Below are 22590 nucleotides of genomic sequence, written 5' to 3'. Positions count from 1 at the left end.
TTGATAACGCTTACAAAATAGGGATGGGGGATCAATCATGAAGGTCAAATTAGGCTTTACACTGCTTGCACTCTGTATGCTGATCGTTACTGCCTGCAGTTCATCGACGAACTCAGAGGCAAAAAAAGAAGGCGGAACGGAAAAGCTCGAAATTTTCTCTTGGTGGACAGGAGCGGGTGAGGAAGACGGGCTAAAGGCACTCATCCAGTTGTTTGAAGAGAAGAATAAAGATATTCCAATTGAAAATGCAGCTGTCGCAGGTGGTGCTGGTACGAATGCAAAGGCTGTTCTGACTAGCCGTATGCAGGGGAATGATCCGCCTGCTACGTTTCAAGTGCATGGCGGGGCGGAGCTGAATGAGAGCTGGGTCGCGGCAGGCAAAATGGAGCCGCTGGATGATTTATATGAAAAAGAAGGCTGGAAAGACAAATTTCCAGAATCACTGATTGATCTTGTCAGCAAAGATGGAAAAATCTATTCCGTGCCAGTGAACATTCACAGGGGCAATGTGCTTTGGTATAACAAGAAGGTATTTGATGATGCAGGCTTAGAGCCGCCAGCGACATTTGATGAATTTTACAAAACAGCAGATGCATTAAAGAAAAAAGGGATCACACCACTTGCGCTTGGAGATAAGGAGCCTTGGGCAGCGACTCATTTGTTTGAAAGTGTTTTGCTCGGTGTATTAGGTGCAGATGGTTATCAAAAACTTTGGGCTGGCGACATGAAAATGGATGACCCGAAAGTGAAGGAAGCGGCAGACATCTTTGGGCGCATGCTCGAATACGTCAATGATGATCACAGCTCACGTAACTGGCAGGATGCCTCACAGCTCGTGGCAAAAGGGGAAGCAGCAATGAATGTCATGGGCGACTGGGCGAAGGGGTACTTTGTGAATGATCTTGATTTGAAGGTCAATCAAGACTTTGGATACACGGCGACTCCTGAAACGGAAGGAAGCTTTATGGTGATCACCGATACATTTGGACTGCCAAAGGGTGTGAAACAGCCAGAAAACGTGAAGAAATTCTTATCTGTTTTAGGATCTGTGGAAGGACAGGATGCGTTTAATCCGCTAAAAGGATCGATTCCAGCACGTGTGGATGCAGATGTATCAAAATATGATGAATACGGAAAATCGGCGATGAAGGCATTTAAAGAGTCAAAGCTGGCGCCGTCTCTTGCTCATGGCTCAGCTGCTGAAGAAGGGTTTGTGACGAAAGCGAATCAAGCCGTCAATATCTTCGTGACACAAAAAGACAGCAGCCAGTTTGTATCATCTTTAAAAGATGCAATGAAATAAAGACGAAAGAGGCGGCGGCTAGGCACCGCCTCTTTTTTAAAAGGAGTGTAGCTTCATGCGCATGGACACATCGCCGATGACAAAAACATCTATGCCCAAGGTCAAACGTATGCGGAAAAAATGGAATGGAGATCAGCTGCTGGCGCTGCTCTTTTTAGCCCCGTCAGCGGTTTTATTATTCATCTTTGTTTACGGCTTTATTGGCTGGACAGGATATGTGTCATTATCAAACTGGACCACGCTTGTTCCTGATTTCTCTTTCGCAGGTCTTCGCAATTATGCCATGCTGTTTCAAGATTTCCGCTTTCAGTCAGATCTTCGAAACACGGTCTTTTTTACTCTATTTTTTATTGGGGCTGTCATTGTCTCTGGTCTTGCACTTGCGATTTTACTAGATCAGAAGATCAAGGGGGAATCTCTTTTTCGGAATTTATTCTTCTTTCCGATGGCCCTTTCCTTCGTTGTCACAGGGGTTGTATGGCAATGGATTTTAAACCCGTCAACAGGGGTGAATTTATTTTTGAAAACGCTCGGTATCCAGCCTAAATGGTACACGGATACGAACATTTTGGCCGGATTTGTCTGGGGGAAAATTGAGTTTGGTGTACCTGCGGCCATGATTGCCGTCGTGATTGCAGCTGTTTGGCAAATGACAGGCTTCTCTCTGGCAATGTATTTGGCGGGTCTGCGAGGAATTCCAGAGGAAGTAAGAGAGGCTGCTAGAATGGATGGTGCATCGGAGTGGCAGATTTACTGGAAAATCATTTTTCCTCTTTTAAAACCGATTACTGCAAGTGTTGTTATCATCATGGCTCATATTTCATTAAAGATTTTCGATTTGATTTACTCGATGACAGGACCGGGTGCGAACTTTGTCACCGATGTCCCGGGCGTGTATATGTTTGAAATGACCTTTAGAGGAAACCATTATGCAGGCGGTGCCGCCATTGCGATTGTCATGCTGGTCTCTGTTGCGGTCTTTATCGTGCCATACCTCCTGTCGAGCCGGAAGGGGGCTTCATCATGACAGCCAGATGGTTTGTCCGTCCAGTTCTTTATGCTTTATTGATTTTGTGCAGTCTATTTTTTTTGATGCCAGTTTATGTCATGCTCGTCACAAGCTTGAAGCCATTAGGTGAAGTCACCCTTGAACGAATGTGGTCGCTGCCATCCACAATCGATTTTTCAAGCTATCAAATCGCGTTTGAAAAGCTGGCGCCTAATTTAATGAATTCTCTTTATCTAGTCATTCCTGCTACTTTACTGTCAGCTGTATTAGGTGCAATGAATGGCTATGTATTATCAAAATGGCGTTTTAAAGGATCAGAAGTCGTCTTTACGCTGATGCTGTTTGGGATGTTTATCCCATATCAAAGTATTCTAATTCCACTTATTCAATTTTTGCGTGAAGTCGGATTGTATAATTCAATTCCAGGGCTTGTGCTTGTCCATGTCGTATACGGACTTCCGATCACAACGCTCATGTTCCGAAATTTCTATGTGAGCATCCCAGATGAAATGATTGAATCGGCGAAAATGGATGGCGCAGGGTTTATTGGGATTTTCAGACATATGATTCTTCCGCTTTCGATCACGGGGTTTGTTGTGGTCGCCATTTGGCAGTTCACAAATGTGTGGAATGAATTTTTATTTGCAGTCACGATGACCACTGCGGAGCATCAGCCGGTGATGGTTGCCTTGCAAAATCTATCAGGCAGTCAAATTGTGCAGTGGAACGTCCAAATGGCAGGAGCGATATTGGCTGCGCTGCCGACACTACTCGTCTATATTCTTCTTGGAAAATACTTTGTCAAAGGGCTTCTTGCAGGCTCTGTCAAAGGGTAAAACAATTTTTGTGTTATCGTTTTCATTCGGTGTACTGAAAGGATTGACTTCTCTTTAGATAGCGTCATAATAAAAGTTGAGACTTACTAGTTTTCATCAAGCTAGGTAAGGATTATCAAAGGGTAGCAAAGGGAGGAGTCATCCTGAATGAAGCAGTCACCAATTTTTTTACTGCCTGAATTGAAGGAAAGAATATGGGGAGGTACAGCCTTAAGGGATCAATTTGGCTACGATATTCCTTCTGATCAAACGGGAGAATGCTGGGCAATTTCTGCTCATCCAAACGGACCAAGTGTCGTGCAAGACGGTCCATATAAAGGGAAAACGCTGATCGAACTTTGGGACAATCATAGAGAATTGTTCGGGGGGATAGAAGGCGATCGCTTCCCGCTGTTAACCAAAATTTTAGATGCAAACCAAGACTTGTCCGTTCAAGTACATCCAGATGATGATTATGCGGAAAGACATGAAAATGGCGAGCTTGGAAAAACAGAGTGCTGGTATATCATTGACTGCAAAGAAGGAGCGGAAATGATCTATGGGCACAATGCAAGAACAAGAACTGAGCTTGTCACCATGATGAATAGCGGAGATTGGGAAGGTCTTTTGCGGCGGGTGAAAATTAAGCCTGGTGATTTTTATTATGTGCCAAGCGGTACTATTCATGCGCTTTGCGAAGGAACGCTTGTCCTTGAAACGCAGCAAAGCTCAGATACAACCTATCGCGTATATGATTATGAACGAAAAGACCAGGATGGCAACGAACGTGAACTTCATTTTGCACAAGCAATTGATGTCACGACGGTTCCTCATGTAGACGGTTATGCAGATGAATCAGTTGAAACACGCCGAGGAGTGACCATTCGTACATTTGTTGAAGCAGAATACTTCTCTGTGTATAAATGGGAAATTGATCAAAAAGTAGAGATTTCGCAGGATTATCCGTTTTTGCTATGCAGTGTGATTGATGGAGAAGGGTCTTTAGAGCATGACGGAAACACATATCCACTGCCAAAGGGCGCTCATTTTATTCTGCCGGCTGAAACAGGAAGCTTCTCAATTGAAGGATCTTGTGAACTGATTGTGTCGCATATATAAGGCAAAGAGGACTTCAGGAGGGTCCTCTATTTTTCTATTGCATAAATGACTTGAAAGAGTACTTGTTTTTGTCGATAAAGAGATTAGTAGACTATTATGCAAAGTTAAGAGAGGGACAGGGAACGTGAAAAAAACCATCAAGATTATGTTACTCGCAGCTGCCTTTGGTATGACATTACACACGGGTAAAGAAGCGCAAGCAGCCTCCTATGTCGACCAATCCATTTATACGATGAACACCACAAAGGTATTTACAACAGAAGCAGAAGTGAAAAAAGCAGTGGAAACACTGAAGAAGGACAAAAAGTGGACAGCCACTTACCAAACCTCAGGAAATACGTCGAGCTATCAGCTCACTGCCTCAGGGTATGAGTCACAAGCAGCAGCGAGTGCAAGTGCAGCTGCATTAAAAAAAGAGGTGGGCATGAGCGGTACGGTGTCTCCAGTAGGTGACCGCCTTCCTTTACAAAAGGTCGTATCTGACCCAGTTAACGATGAAAATCAGGCGAAAAAGCTCTCACTTGAGCTAACAAAAACATCTGGGCTCAATAGCTCCTATGAAGTTATCAATCAAAGCAGGCCTTCTTATCAGGTCATATCAGGAACCATTGATTCTGAAACGAAAGTGAAAAATATTCAAACCGAGTTGCAAAAGCAGGCAGGCGTCACCAGTACATACCAAACCGAAAACAAAGCTGGCACTGTATATCAGCTGATTTCAAGCGGTATTGTTGGACAAAGTAAGGCAAATACCATTCTGCAAGGTTTTCAGAAGGCATCCGGTTTAAAACCAGTGCTTCAAACGGTAACACCGGGTAAGCCGTATTACATCGTCACATCCGCTGCACAAGCGAACCAGTCGAAAGCACAGACACTCCTTACTCAGCTGCAAAAAGAAGCAAAAATCAGCGGGAAGATTCAAAAGACAGGAGCCTTAAAAAATGTCTACAGCTTGGAATCAGGCTATTTCAAAGACAACAAACAAGCAGCTTCAGCTGCGGCTCAAATTAAGAAGCAAACCGGTGCTGCAGGTACTGTGCAGCGAGTGGGAAAAACAAAAAATTATATCGTAAAGCTCAATCAATTGAACGATACAGCTTACGCAAAAACGATAGCTTTTTTCAAGAAAAAGAAATGGCGCTACACATCTAAAAAGATTTCTTCTACACAGCCATATCAAGTCGTGACGGGGAACCTTTTAGGAGATGAACAAGCGAAAAAAGCAGCGGCTTTCTTCCAAAAGAAAAAAGTATCTGCGACAACGAAAAAAACAGGCAAGGTATCAGACAGCACATATCGACTCGTCGTCAATCAAGCAGTGGACCAAGCGAAAGTGAATAAAGGTGCCGCATACTTAAAAACGCAGAAGGTGACAAGCAGCATCAAGACAAGTAAGGGACAGGCTGTCAGCAAAACATATAGTCTTAAGACAACACCTGTATATGAACAAACTAAAGTGAAGCAGGCTCAAGAGATCATCAAGAAAAATGGTATTGCCAGCAGTACAAAAACGCTGACTGAAGCGGTCAAGCAATACCGTATCACGACAGAGCCGACAGTGAATCAGACAAAACTGAATCAAGCACTCAGCTATTTGACGAAACAAAAAATGAAGGCTGTTGCCCAAAAAACAGGTGCAGTCGATTATGCTCAATATCAGATCAAAACAGGTGCTATCTCAACAGCTGCACTGCGTGACCAAGGCATGGCATTTTTCAAAAAACGGAATGAAAATGCTGCGTATACAACAACAACGAAACCAACTTACAAAATTAACATTACGCAGCAATTTACAGGATTACCAACTGTAAATGAAGCCATTGCATTTGTGAAAAGCCAATATGGCTGGACTGCCACAGCCGTAAAAATTAAAAATGGCCCAATGGTCATGCAAACGAACTACAACCTCACTGTCAATGAGATGGTAAACAAACAAATGAAGGTGTCACCACAGACAGATGGTGCGGCCTATGTCTATGCAGCATATGTAGACCAAGCAACATCGACAGTGAATACAGATGGCTTAAATGTCCGTTCAACACCTGATTCGAGCTCTGCAAGCAACATTGTCGCACAGCTGAATAAAGGAGCAAAAGTGAAACAGCTTGGAAAAGAAGGAAACTGGATCAGGATCAACCTCGGCTGGAGAAATGCAAGTGCAGCAGAGGTGCAAAAATATGTAGATCCAGCCAATATTGCAGAAGGCACGCAATCTTATTTTCAATTTCTGAAACTCTCTGAAGCTGCGAATCTCAATCCGGCAGAGGTCAATACAAAGATTTTAGCAGGCAAAGGGATTCTTGCTGGAAAAGGACAAGCCTTTATTACAGCAGCAAAAACGTATCATATCAACGAAATTTATCTTATTTCTCATGCGTTGCTTGAAACGGGTAACGGAAGTTCCATTTTAGCGAATGGTACAATGTTTAATGGAAAGAAAGTATATAACATGTATGGCATTGGTGCATATGACAGCAATCCGAATTATCTCGGTGCAAAGTATGCGTATGAACAGCAATGGTTCACACCAGAGGCTGCGATTATTGGCGGGGCAAAATTCATTGGCAACAGCTACATCAATAATGCGACATACAAACAAGATACGATTTATAAAATGCGCTGGTCTGCTACAGCAACTCATCAATATGCAACAGATATTGGCTGGGCTTCTAAGCAAGTCACTCGTATGTATAGTTTGTATAACCTGCTTGATGACTATACGCTGTATTACGATATCCCAGTGTATAACAAATAAAAAAACGTCCGTGCTTCCTATTGAGAAGCCGGACGTTTTTTTTGTAAGAGCAGCTGCTGTTCAATGAATGAAAGGAGCTGCTGACTTGATTGTCCCTTTGAATATTGGTTCCATTCCTCAGCAAAGGTTTTGATTCGTTCTTTATTGGTTGATCCGTTTAGGTGTAAAAGCTCCTGCAAGAGCATGTCTTGAGTGACGCAAGCCTTTCCAGGAATGATGTCTTCATACCGATCAACTAAGCCGCGTTTCTCCCGATAAGTGTCTAAGTCATAAGTGAAGAACAAGACAGGCTTTTCGAGCAGTGCATATTCAAACACAATCGACGAATAATCTGTCACTAGGACATCACAAGCACAAAGCAATGGATAGAGCGGCTGATCGGACACATCAAATATCCATTCACCGTCTGTTTCTGCTTTCGCTAAATGTTTGACCGCAGGATGAAGCTTGACGAGCAGAATACAATTGCCATTCAGCTCATTTTGCAATTGCTCTTTTGAAAAAGGCAGGACAAGGCTGTCCATTGCAAAGTCTCGATAGGTCGGTGTATAGAGCAGGATCTTTTTCCCTTTTGGGATATCATTCAGCTTTAAGGAAGGCTGATGCTGTTCATAGTACAGATCCGTCAGTGGTACACCAGTTGGTAAAAAGCGTTCATCATTGGCTCCAAACGAGGTCTTGAAAATCTCACGCATGTGATCTGAGCCTGTTACGATATAGTCGAAAGACGCATAGACACGTTTGAAGCGCTCGATGTCACGGGGACTTCGTTCAGAATTTGAAGCATCTTCAAGCCCGAACTTTTTCAAAGCGCCATTGGCATGCCATACTTGAATACAGGTGGTAGAAGGCCGTTTTCTAAGCACACTCGTCATGAGAAAGTAATTATCCGTCACGACAACCTTGCTTTTAAACATCGTATACATACATTGAATGAGATGGAGAGGATTTTTTTCATGAAAATAGCGAAATGACAGATGAGGCCCGTCCTTTTCTATCGCAGAAGCATGCTTCGTATAGAGGACAGTAAGCTTCATTGTCATGTTCGCCTGTTGCTGATAAGTATGAATGAGAGCAGCCGCATTCTCTTGGAACGAAACAAGCAGCGTCACCTGGTTTTCACGCGGTTTCACGCCGCTCATCAGCCATCCAATGAAAGAAATAAAAGCTGCGTAACATGAAATCATCATTGAGCGTATATTCATCATTTGTCAGTCTCTCACAGCTGCTTCGTCTGATCCTTTACCTGCTCAGGATAGTAACGTTTTTTCCCTTTGCTTTCCTTCAATACGGCAAAAGCGTACTTAGGAATATTCAGCATTCGTTTCCATCTCCATGGATTCACAATCAATCTATACAGCCATTCTGTATTTGTCTTAATCATCCAGCGTGGTGCACGCTTCACCGTTCCGCTAAATACATCAAAGCTTCCGCCTAAACCGATGCAAACAGCCTGCGGGAATAAATGGCGGTATTCGTAAATAAAGTTCTCCTGGTTTGGATAACCTAATGCAACGAACACCATATCAGGTTTCGAGCGCGCGATTTGCTTCGCTACGAAACGTTTATCTGCTTGATAGCCGTCACAGCTTCCGGCAAGGACCACATTTGGATATTCCGTATCAATTCGCTGTTTCACAGCCTCAAGCACTTCTTTTTTCGCACCATATAAAAAGATTCTTTTAGACTGCTTGTTTGCTAGATCAAGCATAGACATGAAGACATCAAAGCCGGCAATTCTTGACTTAAGCGGACTTTGGGTCATGCGAGACATCAACACGACGCCTACGCCATCCGGCAGTACATAATCCGCAGATGAGACGACTTGATGGTACGCATGATCCTTCATGACGGCATAGCCTATCTCTGGATTGACAGTCGCAATCATGGCGCCTCTTTTCTGAGAAATATGATGCTGGTTCATATAGCTGATAAATTCATCTAAGTCGCCGTTTACATAAGAAAGGTTAGAGACCACTTCTGTTTGCATTGTTTAGACCTCCTTTTTATCTTGTTATCTATGAACGTTCATTGTAAATTCATTCTTCGCCTACTCATCATTTTATCACAGATGCTCCATGAAATATTAACAATAACTTTACAAACCTTTAAATTTCATGACATTTTCATCATTTCATCTGGACGATCCTTTGTGAAACATTGATTCCTCGGACTTTTCCTCCTGCGCCCAATAAATTGGAAATAGTTTGTCTTTACATCCGCTTAACGTTTGGTGGGCGCTGTGATATAATGAGGTTCCGAAGAGCGAATCGAATATCACAGAATTACGGATAAATTACTGCACGAATGCAGTCGAATAAGGATTGAAGAAAGGAGTTTATGTTTGCAATGAAGAAAGTTATTACTTACGGTACATTTGATTTATTACACTGGGGGCACATTAAGCTGCTAGAGCGTGCAAAGCAGCTCGGAGATTACTTAGTGGTTGCCATCTCTACAGACGAGTTTAATTTACAAAAATCAAAAAAAGCTTATCACAGCTACGAGCATAGAAAGCTGATTCTTGAAACCATTCGTTATGTAGACGAAGTCATTCCAGAAAACAGCTGGGATCAAAAAGTCCGTGACGTGCAAGAGCACGATATCGATGTGTTTGTCATGGGAGATGACTGGGAAGGTAAATTCGATTTCTTAAAAGAACATTGCGAAGTCGTATACTTGAAGAGAACAGAAGGCATCTCGACAACACAAATTAAGGAAGAAATTGCGGGACTTTAATAGATCGAAAAAAAGTACTTCTTATCTTTTGGTGAGAAGTACTTTTTCATGTAAAATACAATGAGCAAGTCATCATTATTTTTAAGGAGAGCTTCCTTTGTTTCAAAATTGGATGAAGAAAAAAGTTGAAGATACATTGGATCAATCTGAACAACATGAAAAGCTGGCATCAGTGGACATGCCTGATATGGATTACTACTTTATTATGGGTGATGTGCCAAAACAGGATGAGAGCTTAACGAAATCTTTAAAGATAAGAATTAAGCCCTTGGCTGATCAGCATAAGCGTACTGCAATTTTAACTTTAAATTACGATGCAAATGTGAAAGAACGTATTCACAGCTTGGAGGAGACAATTCCTAACCAAGTGGACATCTTGAATGTATTTGAACACTATATCTTACCGCTAAGCGGAAGTAAAAGACGTTATTTAGAATTTATTGCCGGTGAATCACCACATCAGATCAATGAAGCTATTTTTCCCGAAGATGAATCCACGATTCAAGTGACGAGATATGAATTGCCTGCTTCCCCCATTTGTTATATTGATCAATATAATGAAAAGAAGCAACTAGTGAAGAGGGAAGAATACAATTGGCAGGGCGTTTTGTGCAGAGTACAAAGCTTTGTTCCACATACAGGTGCTCTATACTTAGAGGAATTAATCAGTGCCGACGGAAGCATTTATATGGAGATCATTTATTCTGGTGATGCAAAAAAGAATCCAGTTCGGCATATCAATTGGTATAAAAAAACAGGAATTCAAACATTTACAAAGAAGACGGATATTAAACAATTATGGCTATCCAGCATTCAATCACAAAATGACCGTTTGAAACTGATGATCACAGAGGACCGTGATCAAGACCGCCACCTGTTTAAAATCGATCAGCCTGAAACCACCTATTACGCTGCATTTGTGCATCACGCACATTATGAAGAAGATCTGCATCAAGTTAATTCTCAATATGGAGAATTATTTAAACAAATAAGAAAACAGCAAGTGGATGCTGTCTTTTTTGGGGATACTGAGCATAAAGAAGATGTCGAGAAAGTCTTGGGAGAACAAGCTTATTTTTATCTTGTTCCTTCTGACGAAGAGACTGTTTGGAATACGGCCATTCATCATATGCTCGAAAATCGTAAGCATAAAGATGAACTGAGAGGGATCGTTGACAGCATGAAATGGGTCCTGCGTGATTTAAGCTCTGAGCATCATGTTCTTCACCTTCAACTCGATGTAAAAGATGAAATGAGTCATGCGGATCATGTGCAAATTGATTTTGCAGGATATGATCGAGTGAATGGAGCTGAAATCATCTCTCAAACAATCGATGAAAACCATCTAGTCAGCTTCCCAATTGGCCATTTTCAAACAAAGAAAAACATTGAAATCAACCAAACGAAATTTGTGGATTTTTACATTCGTTTTAAAACAGAAGAACTTCAAGAGGTTTTGCAGCGTCTAGAAATAGAAGGCGAGCTGCTTACGAATAAACCATCGTCCATCGATGGATGGTCATATCAAACGAAGCAAGGAAACTATTCTTGGAAAGTGAAATAGCCATATAACGGTAAGATTTCTGAACAGAGGAGATTAACGATTAATGATTGAAGAGGGAATTCATAAGAAGAAGAGTGTTGTTGAAGGGTTAAAAAATCACCATGAGAAACTAGAAATGCTGATTCGCATCGATGATGACATGCCATTAACAGATAGGGAATTTTATTTGTTTATGAGGGAAAGAGTATCAAAACAAGAGCTTTTCCTTCCGCTTGTTCATCAAGAAGAGAATCTATTCAAATTGGTATTGAGTGAATCATCGCTGCCGCTTGCGTTAGAGCAAGGCCAGACATATAACTTGTATGTCACGGACTATTTAAGCACAAACCAAGAAGAGGATGAGGACGAGCTTGAGGACTCAGCTTATGATTCTGATTCCGAAGAAGAGGAAGAAGAAGTAAAAGAAGCAGATATCAATACAGATAATGAATCTGAAGAGAAAACGTCAAACTATAAACGCCGTTTAAAAATGGAAGTAGAAAAGCCTGAGCTGACTTTTTTAGAAAATAAAGACACCATGCTGTATATCATTCCATACCGCACAGACAAAGGGAATGCTTCTTTGAAAATCAAGCGTGAGCTAAAGGTTGTGAAATTCAATCAAATCGAGCTCAACAAAGGATGTATGTTATCTTTATCCGGGTATGCAGGTGTTCTAAGTGCAGAACATCCATATGAGATCAAAGAAGCAAAACTTCTATTGAAGAAAAATGGTGAAGAACCAATTGAACATCGTTTTCCGGTCAATATCACCCATATAAAAGATGAAGTGATCAAATACCGTGATGATCAACAGGTACCACAGCTTTATCAATTTTTAGCTGAAGTTCCTTTATCTGAATTAACCTATTCCTTGAACAAGCGCCTTGTATATCGCTTCTATCTTGAATTTATCTGCGACGTGAACGGAGTAGAGGAAACATTAACAACCACTTCTTTAGTGCTTGGAGACCGCTCGAACAAACTCAAAGGACTTGTTCAAATTCATAAGAGAAACGATGTACCGATTCGATATGAAGTGTACCGAAAGAAAAAAAGACAAACGCTTGGCATCCGTATTAATGACTACACCATGAAAACACGTGCCAAGTATTACGTCAAAAGCAAGTGGAAGAAATTCAAAAAGAAGATCGGTAAAATCAAAAAAGTCCGTAACCGCCTTGTGACAAGAACGTTTAAAACGACCTTTAAACTGGCGAGTAAGCTGTCTGTGAAAAAGAAAACTGTTGTTTTTGAAAGCTTTAACGGAAAACAATTCAGTTGTAATCCGCGTGGTATTTACGAGTATATGAAAGAAAATCACCCTGAATATACACTGATCTGGAGCGTTAAAAAGGGTCATGAAGCACCGTTTAAGGAAAAAGGCATCTATTATATCAATCGTCTGTCATTGAAATGGATTTTTGCGATGGCAAGAGCTGAGTATTGGGTCGTAAACAGCCGTCTGCCGCTATGGGTTCCAAAGCCAGATCACACAACATACTTGCAGACTTGGCATGGTACGCCGTTAAAACGACTGGCAATGGACATGGACGAGGTGCATATGCCTGGAACAAACACGAAGAAATACAAAAAGAATTTCACGAAAGAAGCATCGAATTGGGATTATCTCATCTCTCCTAATGCCTACTCGACTGAAATCTTTACACGTGCGTTCCAATTCCAAAAGACCATGATTGAGTCAGGATATCCGAGAAATGACTTCCTTCACAATCAAAACAATGAAGAAACGATGAGAGCACTGAAACAAAAAATGAACCTGCCGCTCGATAAAAAATTGATCTTATACGCACCGACATGGAGAGACGATCAATTTTATAAAAAAGGGCAGTACAAATTTGATTTAGACCTTGATCTGCATGAGCTCAGAGCTGCTATCGGAGATGAATATATTATCATTCTGCGTATGCACTATCTAGTTGCTGAAAACTTTGATTTAGGACCATATGAAGGCTTTGCCTATGACTTCTCTCATTACGAAGACATTAGAGACCTTTATATGATTTCAGATCTGCTCATCACAGATTACTCATCTGTGTTCTTTGATTATGCAAACCTCAAACGTCCGATGCTGTTCTATGTGCCAGACATTGAAACCTATCGTGACAAGCTCAGAGGCTTCTACTTCGACTTTGAACAAGAAGCACCTGGACCGCTTGTGAAAGAAACAGCAAGTGTTATTGACTGGGTAAGAGAAACAGAACAGCCATCTTTTACATTACCAGAGGCATTCTCGCCGTTTTATGAGAAATTCTGCTACTTAGAGACTGGAGAATCTTCGAAGCGGGTCGTTGAAGTAGTGTTTTCTGAAAAATAGTTTAAAAAAGTACCGTTCTTCGCCTTTTGAACGGTACTTTTTTTGTGTTTTTTATTCCAATGTACACATATTTAAAAGTAATGGTAAAAATAAAAAAACGTAGAAATTTAACAGTAAACATGCTAAATTTAGATAAGATTATCCGGTACTGTAAAAATGCTGAAAATAATATAGAGGTGCTTCAATGTACAAACTTTATCATAATTTTATAGAAATTCTTAATTTAGATGAACAAAAGTTAGTGTTATATATTGATGACATAGAGAAGTTGTGTACTTTTGAATTTAAAGAGCTAAATGTAAACGAATCAAAGAGGATTTGTGAAATTAATGTAAAGGATCAGATGATTTTTGAATCCTCAATAGATCATTCTAATGAAATGGTCTATCTCTATGCTAAGGATCAGAACTTGTATATTGTCAAAGAAAGCTCTGACATCCTTCAACCAAATCAAATACATCCTATTGAAATTAACAATCAATTTGAAGATATATATGTCAAACAATTAGGGTTAGATCGCTATGGCTTATATAGAGGCGAAGAGGAATTGTTATTATTCTCAGGGCTGCTGAACGTAGATGAGATTAATCAGAATTATAAAATGAACTTGAAGATTCATGGGGCTGATAGAAGATTTGTCGACATCTCCTTTATCGAATATAGTCCCTTCAACTTTGTCGTTACGTATGACTGCCAAAATAAAGAACTAAATGTAAGGAAAATTTTGTTTGATGTAATGCAGGAACATAAAGATATTGAAGTGACTGTGAATAATCGTAATCAAATCAAAATTTTAAATAAAGTGACTGAGCAAAAGAAAATCGTCAACTTTAGACTTGTTCCTAGATATCAGCCGCTCAAGGTTTTTGGTAAAGATACATTAGAGCAATTCAAAGAAGACAATATCCTTAATATTTTGGTGATTAATAAACAAAGGTATTACATATATGTAAGAACGAATGGTGTTTACTTAGTAAGAGGAAACCCTTATCTCGTTACAAAACATACATCAAGACTACGTATTTTTAGTTTGTTTAAGAGCTTTTATGTTTATGGAAGACTGACACATTACGCGTATAATTCAGACCAAAAATATGAATATCTGTACATTAGAAATTCTGATCACCAAGTGGCGAAATTTATAAGACCATTTAGAAAGATCAAATTCCTAAAAAGGTATGGTTTCTTTAAAATTTCGTTAAATGATCTTGACTTAGACAGCAGAATCCATAATAACCTATTCGTTGGAAATGATCACCGAATTATTCATAGTTTAAGGCTGAAAAAAAGAGATAAAAAGGTGAAAACATATATCACGAAAAAGAATGGGGACAAGCTTCAAGTACTAAGAACAAATTTATTTGGAAATGTGACTTCAACCATTATTCCTTATTCACAGGAATATTCTTTATTTAGTAAAGTAAAAATAAAAATAGCGAGTATCTTATCATCATTCTATAAAGACAAGAAGTATGGTGTGAATTTGTTTTTTGAGAAAAAGAGTGATAAAGCTGATGAATCCGCTATTAGAGTGTATGACTATGTACAAGAGAATTGTCAAACAGACTCAAGAAATTACTTTATTCTGAATAAGAAATCAAGTGCTTATCCGGCACTTAAAGCTAAGTATGGAAAGGGTATCATTCCTAAATATAGTCTGAGACATTATTTAAGTATCTTCAATGCCAGCTACTTTATTTCAAGTGAGTTATCCAACCATGTTCTGAATGATCGATTATACATTGATCATCTTAGAGAGAGAATTATGAGTGTTCCACTTGTCTTTTTGCAGCATGGAATAATGTTTGCGAAACCAGTTGATAATCCAATGGCCTTTGGATTCCATAAAGACAAGAACCAATATAATATTTATAAATCAGTCATCAGTTCTGAACTAGAGGCTGGTGAATTCTACAAAATGAAATATGACCGTGAGGATTTGATTTTGACAGGTCTCGCAACTTTCGATCATGCCAAATTAGTAGACGGTGCAGATAAGATCGCCTTTATGCCAACTTACCGCTATTGGGAAGAGGGGCTAATATATACTAATAGAATCGAAGAAACATCTTACTATAGAGTTCTGATTAAAATCATTAAAAGCTTTGAAGAAGCAGGTCTTCTTGATCGACTGTTAATTGTACCGCATAACAAATTTTCTCAGTACGTTTATCAAAACCTGCCTCAGTATAAACATATTATTTCTGATAATCCATCAGAAGCGCTAAAAGTATCAAAGGTGTTTATCACTGATTACTCTTCTGCTATTTATGATGCACAATATAGAGGAGCATACCCTATTTTTTATTGGGAAGAAAAAGATTACTTGATTAGACAGTATAAAGCGATTCCTCCTGTAAACGAAGAAAATGCACCAGGACCGATTGCATACAATACTCAAGAGCTCATTCGTATTGTCAAACATGCGATTGAGAATGAGTATGTTGTGGAAGATGAATATCAAGAAAAATATTTGAAAATTAACAGCTTTAACGATAATCAAAATACGAAAAGAATTACAGATTTCTTAAAAGAGCATCAAATTATCTAATGTCTTATGCCCCCTGAATCTATGATTGTAACGATTCAGGGGTTTTTTGTCTTCTAGTTTGACGTGCATGACTTTTGTTATAAGATGAAATGTGCATCGTTATCTGTTACAATTATGAGCGGTGCTTTTTAAAAAAGTAATCCCAAAAACTTATATCTAAGGAAGATTAGAATGAACGCAATGTTGACGATACTAAAGGAGCAAATCAGTTCATTTCCGCTGATTATGCGACTTGCTGTTTATGAAACAAAATCAAAATATCAGATGAATTATTTAGGTGTTTTATGGCAGTTTTTAAATCCATTGATTCAAATGCTGGCTTACTGGTTTGTTTTTGGTATGGGTATTCGCGGAGGACAGCCAATTGTCATTGGCGGCGTGGAGGTTCCATTTATCATCTGGATGCTTGCCGGATTAATCCCTTGGTTCTTCATTAGTCCGACCATTCTTGATGGATCAAACAGTGTGTTTAAACGCATTAATATGGTATCGAAAATGAATTTTCCGATTAGTGCGCTGCCGTCTGTGGTGATTATGTCCAACTTGTTCAGCTACTTTGTTATGATGGGCGTCTATTTGATCGTGCTGATTTCTTATGGCATCTATCCTGACGCGCATTGGCTGCAATATATATACTATCTTATTTGTATGATCGCGTTTATGTTTTCGTTTAGTTTGTTTAATTCCACAATTAGCGTACTCGTGAGAGACTATCAATTTCTTTTACAATCCGTGACACGATTACTTTTCTTTTTGCTGCCGATTTTTTGGAATATCTCAGAAAAGCTCACTGGAGACAAGGCGTGGATTGGGGACATATTAAGATTGAATCCTCTTTTCTACATTATTGATGGTTTTAGAAATAGTTTATTAAAGGGAGAATGGTTCTTCCATGATGTCAAATACACACTTTATTTTTGGCTGATCACGCTTCTTCTTTTAACAGCCGGTTCATTGCTTCATATGAAATTTAGGGATAAATTTGTCGATTTTCTTTAAAAAGTAAGGAGATTATACGATGAAACTAAAGGTTTCGTTTCGAAACGTATCCAAGCAATACGTCCTATATAAAAAGCAGTCAGATAAGATTAAAGGGCTGTTTTTTCCTAATAAAAATGAAAAAGGTTTTTTTGCTGTCCGTGATGTGTCCTTTGATGTATATGAAGGCGAGACCATTGGTTTTGTGGGGATTAACGGATCTGGAAAATCGACAATGTCGAACCTTCTAGCGAAAATCATTCCACCGACAAGTGGTGAAATTGATATGGACGGCCAGCCTTCGTTAATTGCCATTGCTGCAGGGCTGAACAATCAATTAAGCGGAAAAGACAACATTCGTTTAAAGTGCTTAATGATGGGACTGACGAATAAAGAGATAGACGAGCTTTATGAAAAAATCGTAGAGTTTGCGGATATTGGCGACTTTATTGACCAGCCTGTAAAAAGCTATTCGAGTGGAATGAAATCCCGTCTTGGTTTTGCCATTTCAGCACATATCGATCCAGATATCCTCATTATTGATGAAGCACTGTCTGTTGGAGACCAAACCTTCTATCAAAAATGTGTGGATCGCATTACAGAATTCAAGGAACAAGGCAAAACGATCTTTTTTGTCAGTCACTCCATTAGCCAAATCCAAAAAATCTGTGATCGGGTGGCTTGGATGCATTATGGTGAGCTTCGTATGTTTGATGATACGAAAAAAGTTGTGAAAGAGTATAAGGAGTTTGTTGAGTGGTTTAACAAGCTTTCCAAGAAAGAGAAAAAAGAATATCAATTGAAACATAAGGAAGGCCGCAAAGGGGTACAGAAGACAGAAAAGGTGTCTCGTTATCAAGAGAACGGCAAACGGCGTTCACTGTTCGGACCCGCATTTCAAGTGACAGTTTTAGCGGTCTTAACGATATTGCTGGCTTTATCGATGTTTTCAGATCGCCCGCTTCGTACACTGGCGACATTTGGTGCAATTCCATCAGATAAGATAGAAGCGCCTCAGTCGAAGAACCCGGAAACGAAGGGGGCGCCCGATATGAAAAAGCTGGATCAACAGATGATTGTCACAGCTGATCCACTCAAGGTTTACAAAGACCAAGCCATGAAAAAAAAGGTGGATGTCACTTTGCCATTTGGACAAGAAGTACAGGCTGTGGCTGAAAATAAACAAACCGTTCAAATTAAAACAGCGTCAGAAACGTATTTTGTTAAACCTGATGCGCTTCAAAATGCAGAGGATTTAAAGCCATTATCCATTGGACCAGGACAGTTTAATTCCTATGTATCGCCTGCATCAGCAGGTTCGTATGAGTATCTACTTTCTTTCCTTGGAAAAGAAGAATCTGTGCTTAAACAGAGAATGCAAACGCTGAGCTCATTGAAAAATGATCAAGGAGATACGATTGAACGATTGACCACAGAGAAAACCGACTATGTCATTCAAAAGGGTCAGGCAAACACCATTGTGTTTCGCGAGATTATGTCAATCTCTCCTTCGACACTTGGGCTGACAGAACAGAATGTCTGGATGAATAAGAAACAAACGAAATTCGCAGTGAAGGGCGAAAACAATCTGTTTGTCATTGATAATGAACAGCATACACTGACTATTTCAGTCATGAATTAAAAAAGCTGCCGATGCCGGCAGCTTTTTTAGTTCACTTCTTCTTTTTCGAGAAGCTGTTTCATAAATGGAATGAGCTTCTTTTTCAATTCTTCATCCTGAAGAGCAAACTCAAGCGTTGTTTCAATGAAGCCTTGCTTCTCGCCGACATCGTATCGTTTCCCTTCGAAATCATAGGCAAATACGCGCTGAATGTCATTCAGCTTTTGAATGGCATCTGTCAGCTGAATTTCTCCGCCTGCACCAATTTCTTGCTGATCGAGGTACATAAAGATCTCTGGCGTGAAAATGTAGCGCCCTAAGATGGCTAGGTTCGATGGTGCTGTTCCTTGCGGCGGTTTTTCAACAAAGTTTTTGACTTGATAGCGGCGCCCTTCTTGTGTAAGAGGGTCGATGATCCCGTAGCGATGCGTATCGCTGTCTGCTACCTGCTGAACCCCGATGACAGATGAAAGAGTTTTTTCATATTCATCCATTAGCTGACGCAGCCCAGGTGTTTCGGCTTGAACAATGTCATCACCTAATAAAACAGCAAAAGGCTCATCACCGATAAAGTTACGTGCGCACCAAACGGCGTGTCCGAGTCCTTTCGGCTCTTTTTGACGTATGTAATGGATGTCAGCAATGTTAGAGGATTTTCTCACTTTCTCTAAAAGCTCGCTCTTTCCCTTTTCTTCAAGATTGCGCTCTAGCTCTGGTGCAAAATCAAAATGATCCTCAATGGCTCTTTTTCCTTTTCCAGTGACGATAATAATGTCTTCGATTCCTGATTCAACAGCTTCTTCAATAATATATTGAATGGTTGGTTTATCAACGATTGGGAGCATTTCTTTAGGCATTGCTTTTGTTGCAGGGAGGAAACGTGTTCCGAGACCTGCAGCTGGTATAATGGCTTTACGTACTTTTTTCAATGAACTTTGCACCTTCCTTACATAGATAACCGATTTCATATTTCAATGTTTGTTCTTGGTCGTCTGTTTAAAGTGTAACTTACAAATCATAGGAAAGACAAATGATTTCACTAAAATGACTTTTAGATAATTCATATTTTATATGTTAAATGTAAAGAAAAGAGAAATTTAATGTTAATTCAATGTAAATTTCTTTTTTTATATCATTAATTTTATCCTCCCAATTGTGTATAATTGAAAGTATTATACTAGGAAAGAGGCATAAACAAGTGAAAAAACTAAATGTAATGACTATTTTCGGTACTAGACCTGAAGCAATCAAAATGGCACCACTTGTCCTTGAATTGAATAAACATCCACAGATAAATTCGATTGTTACTGTAACAGCTCAGCATAGAGAAATGCTTGATCAAGTCCTTGAGGCTTTTTCTATTACGCCAGATCATGATTTAAACATCATGAAGCAGCGCCAGACATTATCTGAAATCACATCAAATGCACTATTGAAACTAGATCAATTATTCCAAGAGGAAAAACCTGATATTGTCCTTGTTCATGGAGACACAACTACAACCTTTGCAGGAAGCTTGGCCGCATTCTACCACCAAATTTCTGTCGGTCACGTTGAAGCGGGTTTAAGAACACACAATAAATACTCGCCGTTCCCTGAGGAATTGAACCGACAAATGACAGGCACAATTGCTGATATTCATTTTGCTCCTACAAAAGAGGCAAAGCAGAATCTTTTAATTGAAAATAAAAAAGAAGAGACGATTTGTGTGACGGGGAATACAGCGATTGATGCATTGCAAACAACGGTTACAGAGCAGTATCAACACCCTATTTTAGAGAAAATAGGCACAGATAAAATGATTTTGTTAACGGCTCATCGCAGAGAAAATCTCGGCCAGCCGATGAAAAACATGTTTAGAGCGATTAGACGTATTGTAGAAGAGTTTGAAGATGTTCAGGTTGTCTACCCTGTACATTTAAACCCTGCTGTTCGTGATGCGGCTCAGACAGAATTCAGTGATCTTGATCGTGTGCACTTAATTGAGCCGCTTGAAGTTGTTGATTTCCATAACTTCGCTGCTGCCTCACACTTTATATTAACGGATTCTGGCGGTGTACAAGAGGAGGCGCCTTCTCTAGGGAAGCCAGTACTAGTGCTGCGCGATACAACAGAACGCCCTGAAGGTGTGAAAGCTGGTACGCTTAAGCTCGCGGGTACAGATGAAGAGACCATCTACAATATGGCAAAACAGCTGCTAGTCGATCAGAAAGAGTACGACAACATGTCGAAGGCGTCTAATCCATATGGTGATGGACAAGCGTCAAAACGAATTGTCGAAGAGCTTCTCCATCGTTTTGGATTAAGCGAAGAAAAACCAGTTCCATTTCAATCATAAAAAAAGAAGACTACATTTCTGTAGTCTTCTTTTTTACTGCTCTAGACTTTCCTTCAATTCCTTCTTCACTTTAGCCAGACTGCTGTCATCAAGCTGGTAGTAATAAATGTTATTGATACGTGCGCCTGATCCTTTCAACTCGTGCTGCTCCACATGCTGTCTTGCATCACGATAATCATTCATCATCGTCCACATATCGTCAAATGACATGTTTGTCTTCATATTATTTTCCACGACTTTGAACATATCGCCGAATTTCGTAATAGATGAAATGTTGGCACCTTTTGCAATGATGCCTTCAATAACTTGGCGCTGTCTTTGCTGACGTCCGAAATCACCTTTTGGATCTTGCTTTCTCATTCTCGTATAGGCAAGGGCTTGATCCCCGTTCAGGTTAATCTCTCCTGTACCAAATGAGTGGCCATCATAGCTAAATGCAAACGTGCTGTTCACCGTAATGCCGCCAAGTGTATCGACAATATCCTTAAAGCTTTCCATATTGACTTTAACGAAGTAATCAACAGGTACATCAAGCAGTTCCTCTACAGTATCTGCTGCCATTTGTGTACCGCCGAATGCGTAGGAATGGTTGATTTTATCCATTGTGCCTTTTCCGACAATTTTCGTATACGTATCACGCGGGATACTCACCATTTCGGTCGTTTTCGTTTTTGGATTTACTGTCATGTATATTAATGTGTCTGCACGGCCTCGGTCATTTTTTCGTTCATCGACACCCATGACTAAAATAGAAATCGGGTCTTTCTTATTTAAATCGACATCTTTGTCACGCTTATCTGACTTCTTTAAATTCTCCTGAATGCCTGCGACGGTCGATGCTGCTGTGTTCCAAAGATGATATGCGTATCCGCCAGTTGCTAATACAAATAAGCCAATAATCGATAAAACAATCCAAAGAACCTTTTTCTTCTTTCTTTTTCTTTCAGCTCTCATAATGTCCCTCACCTTTTCTATGATTCTTCCATGATTATAGGTTTACGAATCTTGATAAACAAGTTATTTTTTTACTCTGAACCTAGATATAGACGTTGTAACAAAAAAAAGGTTTCAAAAAACCTTAAATTTACCTTAAAATAATAAGTTATAAGACGATACAAAGACATGAGGTGAAAAAAATGAAGAAAATCGTCGTTTTACCGTTCTTAATACTGCTACTAGGTATCGTGCTCACTGCATGTGGAACGGCTGAGCAGTCCACAGGAGAAAACAAGACAAGCAGTTCAACTCCTCAGGTGCTGGAAGAGAAAGCTGAATTTATTGGAATGGCTGATGCACATACAGTCGAAGTGAAAAAAGTGAATACAACCTTAAGCTATGAATTTACGGAAAATTTTAAAGATGTGTTAAATGAATTTAAACCAGGAAACACAGTAGAAATCTCTTACTTTATTAATGACAATGGTCAAAAGGAAATCCAGAAGATTGAAAAACAGAAGTAAAAACGATGGGCGGGATGAACA

17 protein-coding genes are annotated in these 22590 nt (G+C 39.8%); 13 read left to right on the top strand and 4 right to left on the bottom strand.

Going from position 1 to position 22590, the window contains the following annotated elements; translation table 11 throughout:
* The first annotated feature begins 37 nt into the window (after window positions 1–37).
* The 5 genes from AC20OE_RS02245 to AC20OE_RS02225 all read left to right on the top strand — a co-directional run bounded on the left by AC20OE_RS02245 (window position 38) and on the right by AC20OE_RS02225 (window position 7001).
* Window positions 38–1303: an ABC transporter substrate-binding protein gene (locus AC20OE_RS02245; protein ID WP_487268242.1), complete on the top strand. Its 1266-nt coding sequence runs from the start codon at window positions 38–40 to the stop codon at window positions 1301–1303.
* A 55-nt stretch (window positions 1304–1358) separates the two neighbouring features.
* Window positions 1359–2330 (top strand): carbohydrate ABC transporter permease, encoded by a 972-nt coding sequence (locus AC20OE_RS02240; RefSeq protein WP_200885522.1) that lies wholly within the window; start codon window positions 1359–1361, stop codon window positions 2328–2330.
* Window positions 2327–3148 carry a carbohydrate ABC transporter permease gene (locus AC20OE_RS02235; RefSeq protein WP_024426281.1) on the top strand — a complete coding sequence of 274 codons (822 nt, stop codon included), beginning with the start codon at window positions 2327–2329 and terminating at the stop codon, window positions 3146–3148. The genes AC20OE_RS02240 and AC20OE_RS02235 overlap by 4 nt, the downstream gene beginning before the upstream one ends.
* A 147-nt stretch (window positions 3149–3295) precedes the next feature.
* Entirely contained in the window at window positions 3296–4246 is a 951-nt protein-coding gene (manA, locus tag AC20OE_RS02230; protein ID WP_144494032.1) for a mannose-6-phosphate isomerase, class I, read from the top strand.
* Window positions 4247–4370: 124 nt separating this feature from the next.
* Window positions 4371–7001, top strand: a complete 2631-nt coding sequence (locus AC20OE_RS02225) for an N-acetylglucosaminidase (RefSeq protein ID WP_144494034.1) — start codon at window positions 4371–4373, stop codon at window positions 6999–7001.
* 17 nt (window positions 7002–7018) lie between these two features.
* On the opposite strand, the gene AC20OE_RS02220 is transcribed toward AC20OE_RS02225, so the two are convergent.
* On the bottom strand, window positions 7019–8209 hold the full coding sequence (locus AC20OE_RS02220) for a CDP-glycerol glycerophosphotransferase family protein (protein ID WP_487268238.1): 1191 nt from the start codon (window positions 8207–8209) through the stop codon (window positions 7019–7021).
* A gap of 11 nt (window positions 8210–8220) precedes the next feature.
* The gene (locus tag AC20OE_RS02215) at window positions 8221–8991 is read right to left on the bottom strand and encodes a WecB/TagA/CpsF family glycosyltransferase (protein ID WP_039181899.1); all 771 of its coding nucleotides are present in this window, start codon (window positions 8989–8991) and stop codon (window positions 8221–8223) included.
* Between the two features lie 359 nt (window positions 8992–9350).
* On the opposite strand from AC20OE_RS02215, the gene tagD reads away from it, so the two are divergent.
* From tagD to tagH, 6 genes are all read left to right on the top strand, one after another.
* Window positions 9351–9740, top strand: a complete 390-nt coding sequence (gene tagD / locus AC20OE_RS02210) for a glycerol-3-phosphate cytidylyltransferase (protein ID WP_008343212.1) — start codon at window positions 9351–9353, stop codon at window positions 9738–9740.
* 97 nt (window positions 9741–9837) lie between these two features.
* Window positions 9838–11304 carry an alpha-glucosyltransferase N-terminal domain-containing protein gene (locus AC20OE_RS02205; RefSeq protein WP_487268235.1) on the top strand — a complete coding sequence of 489 codons (1467 nt, stop codon included), beginning with the start codon at window positions 9838–9840 and terminating at the stop codon, window positions 11302–11304.
* Between the two features lie 43 nt (window positions 11305–11347).
* On the top strand, window positions 11348–13621 hold the full coding sequence (locus AC20OE_RS02200; RefSeq protein WP_487268233.1) for a CDP-glycerol glycerophosphotransferase family protein: 2274 nt from the start codon (window positions 11348–11350) through the stop codon (window positions 13619–13621).
* 184 nt (window positions 13622–13805) lie between these two features.
* Window positions 13806–16172 (top strand): CDP-glycerol glycerophosphotransferase family protein, encoded by a 2367-nt coding sequence (locus AC20OE_RS02195; RefSeq protein ID WP_099663721.1) that lies wholly within the window; start codon window positions 13806–13808, stop codon window positions 16170–16172.
* Window positions 16173–16343: 171 nt separating this feature from the next.
* On the top strand, window positions 16344–17171 hold the full coding sequence (locus tag AC20OE_RS02190; protein ID WP_099663720.1) for an ABC transporter permease: 828 nt from the start codon (window positions 16344–16346) through the stop codon (window positions 17169–17171).
* Between the two features lie 19 nt (window positions 17172–17190).
* Window positions 17191–18792 (top strand): teichoic acids export ABC transporter ATP-binding subunit TagH, encoded by a 1602-nt coding sequence (tagH, locus tag AC20OE_RS02185; protein ID WP_487268230.1) that lies wholly within the window; start codon window positions 17191–17193, stop codon window positions 18790–18792.
* Window positions 18793–18818: 26 nt separating this feature from the next.
* On the opposite strand, the gene galU is transcribed toward tagH, so the two are convergent.
* The gene (gene galU / locus AC20OE_RS02180; RefSeq protein ID WP_008343198.1) at window positions 18819–19700 is read right to left on the bottom strand and encodes a UTP--glucose-1-phosphate uridylyltransferase GalU; all 882 of its coding nucleotides are present in this window, start codon (window positions 19698–19700) and stop codon (window positions 18819–18821) included.
* A 269-nt stretch (window positions 19701–19969) separates the two neighbouring features.
* On the opposite strand from galU, the gene wecB reads away from it, so the two are divergent.
* Window positions 19970–21109 carry a non-hydrolyzing UDP-N-acetylglucosamine 2-epimerase gene (wecB, locus tag AC20OE_RS02175; protein ID WP_268473669.1) on the top strand — a complete coding sequence of 380 codons (1140 nt, stop codon included), beginning with the start codon at window positions 19970–19972 and terminating at the stop codon, window positions 21107–21109.
* A gap of 33 nt (window positions 21110–21142) precedes the next feature.
* Here the strand turns inward: wecB and tagU are convergent, their stop codons facing one another.
* Window positions 21143–22063: a polyisoprenyl-teichoic acid--peptidoglycan teichoic acid transferase TagU gene (tagU, locus tag AC20OE_RS02170; RefSeq protein ID WP_041087989.1), complete on the bottom strand. Its 921-nt coding sequence runs from the start codon at window positions 22061–22063 to the stop codon at window positions 21143–21145.
* 182 nt (window positions 22064–22245) lie between these two features.
* Here tagU and AC20OE_RS02165 point away from each other — a divergent pair, with 182 nt between their 5' ends.
* Window positions 22246–22569, top strand: a complete 324-nt coding sequence (locus tag AC20OE_RS02165; RefSeq protein WP_487268226.1) for a LytA — start codon at window positions 22246–22248, stop codon at window positions 22567–22569.
* Window positions 22570–22590: the final 21 nt, after the last annotated feature.

The organism is Bacillus sp. SRI_025, assembly GCF_057592095.1.
The sequence above is the reverse complement of the archived record's forward strand: the minus strand, read 5'-3'. Positions and strand labels throughout refer to the sequence as shown.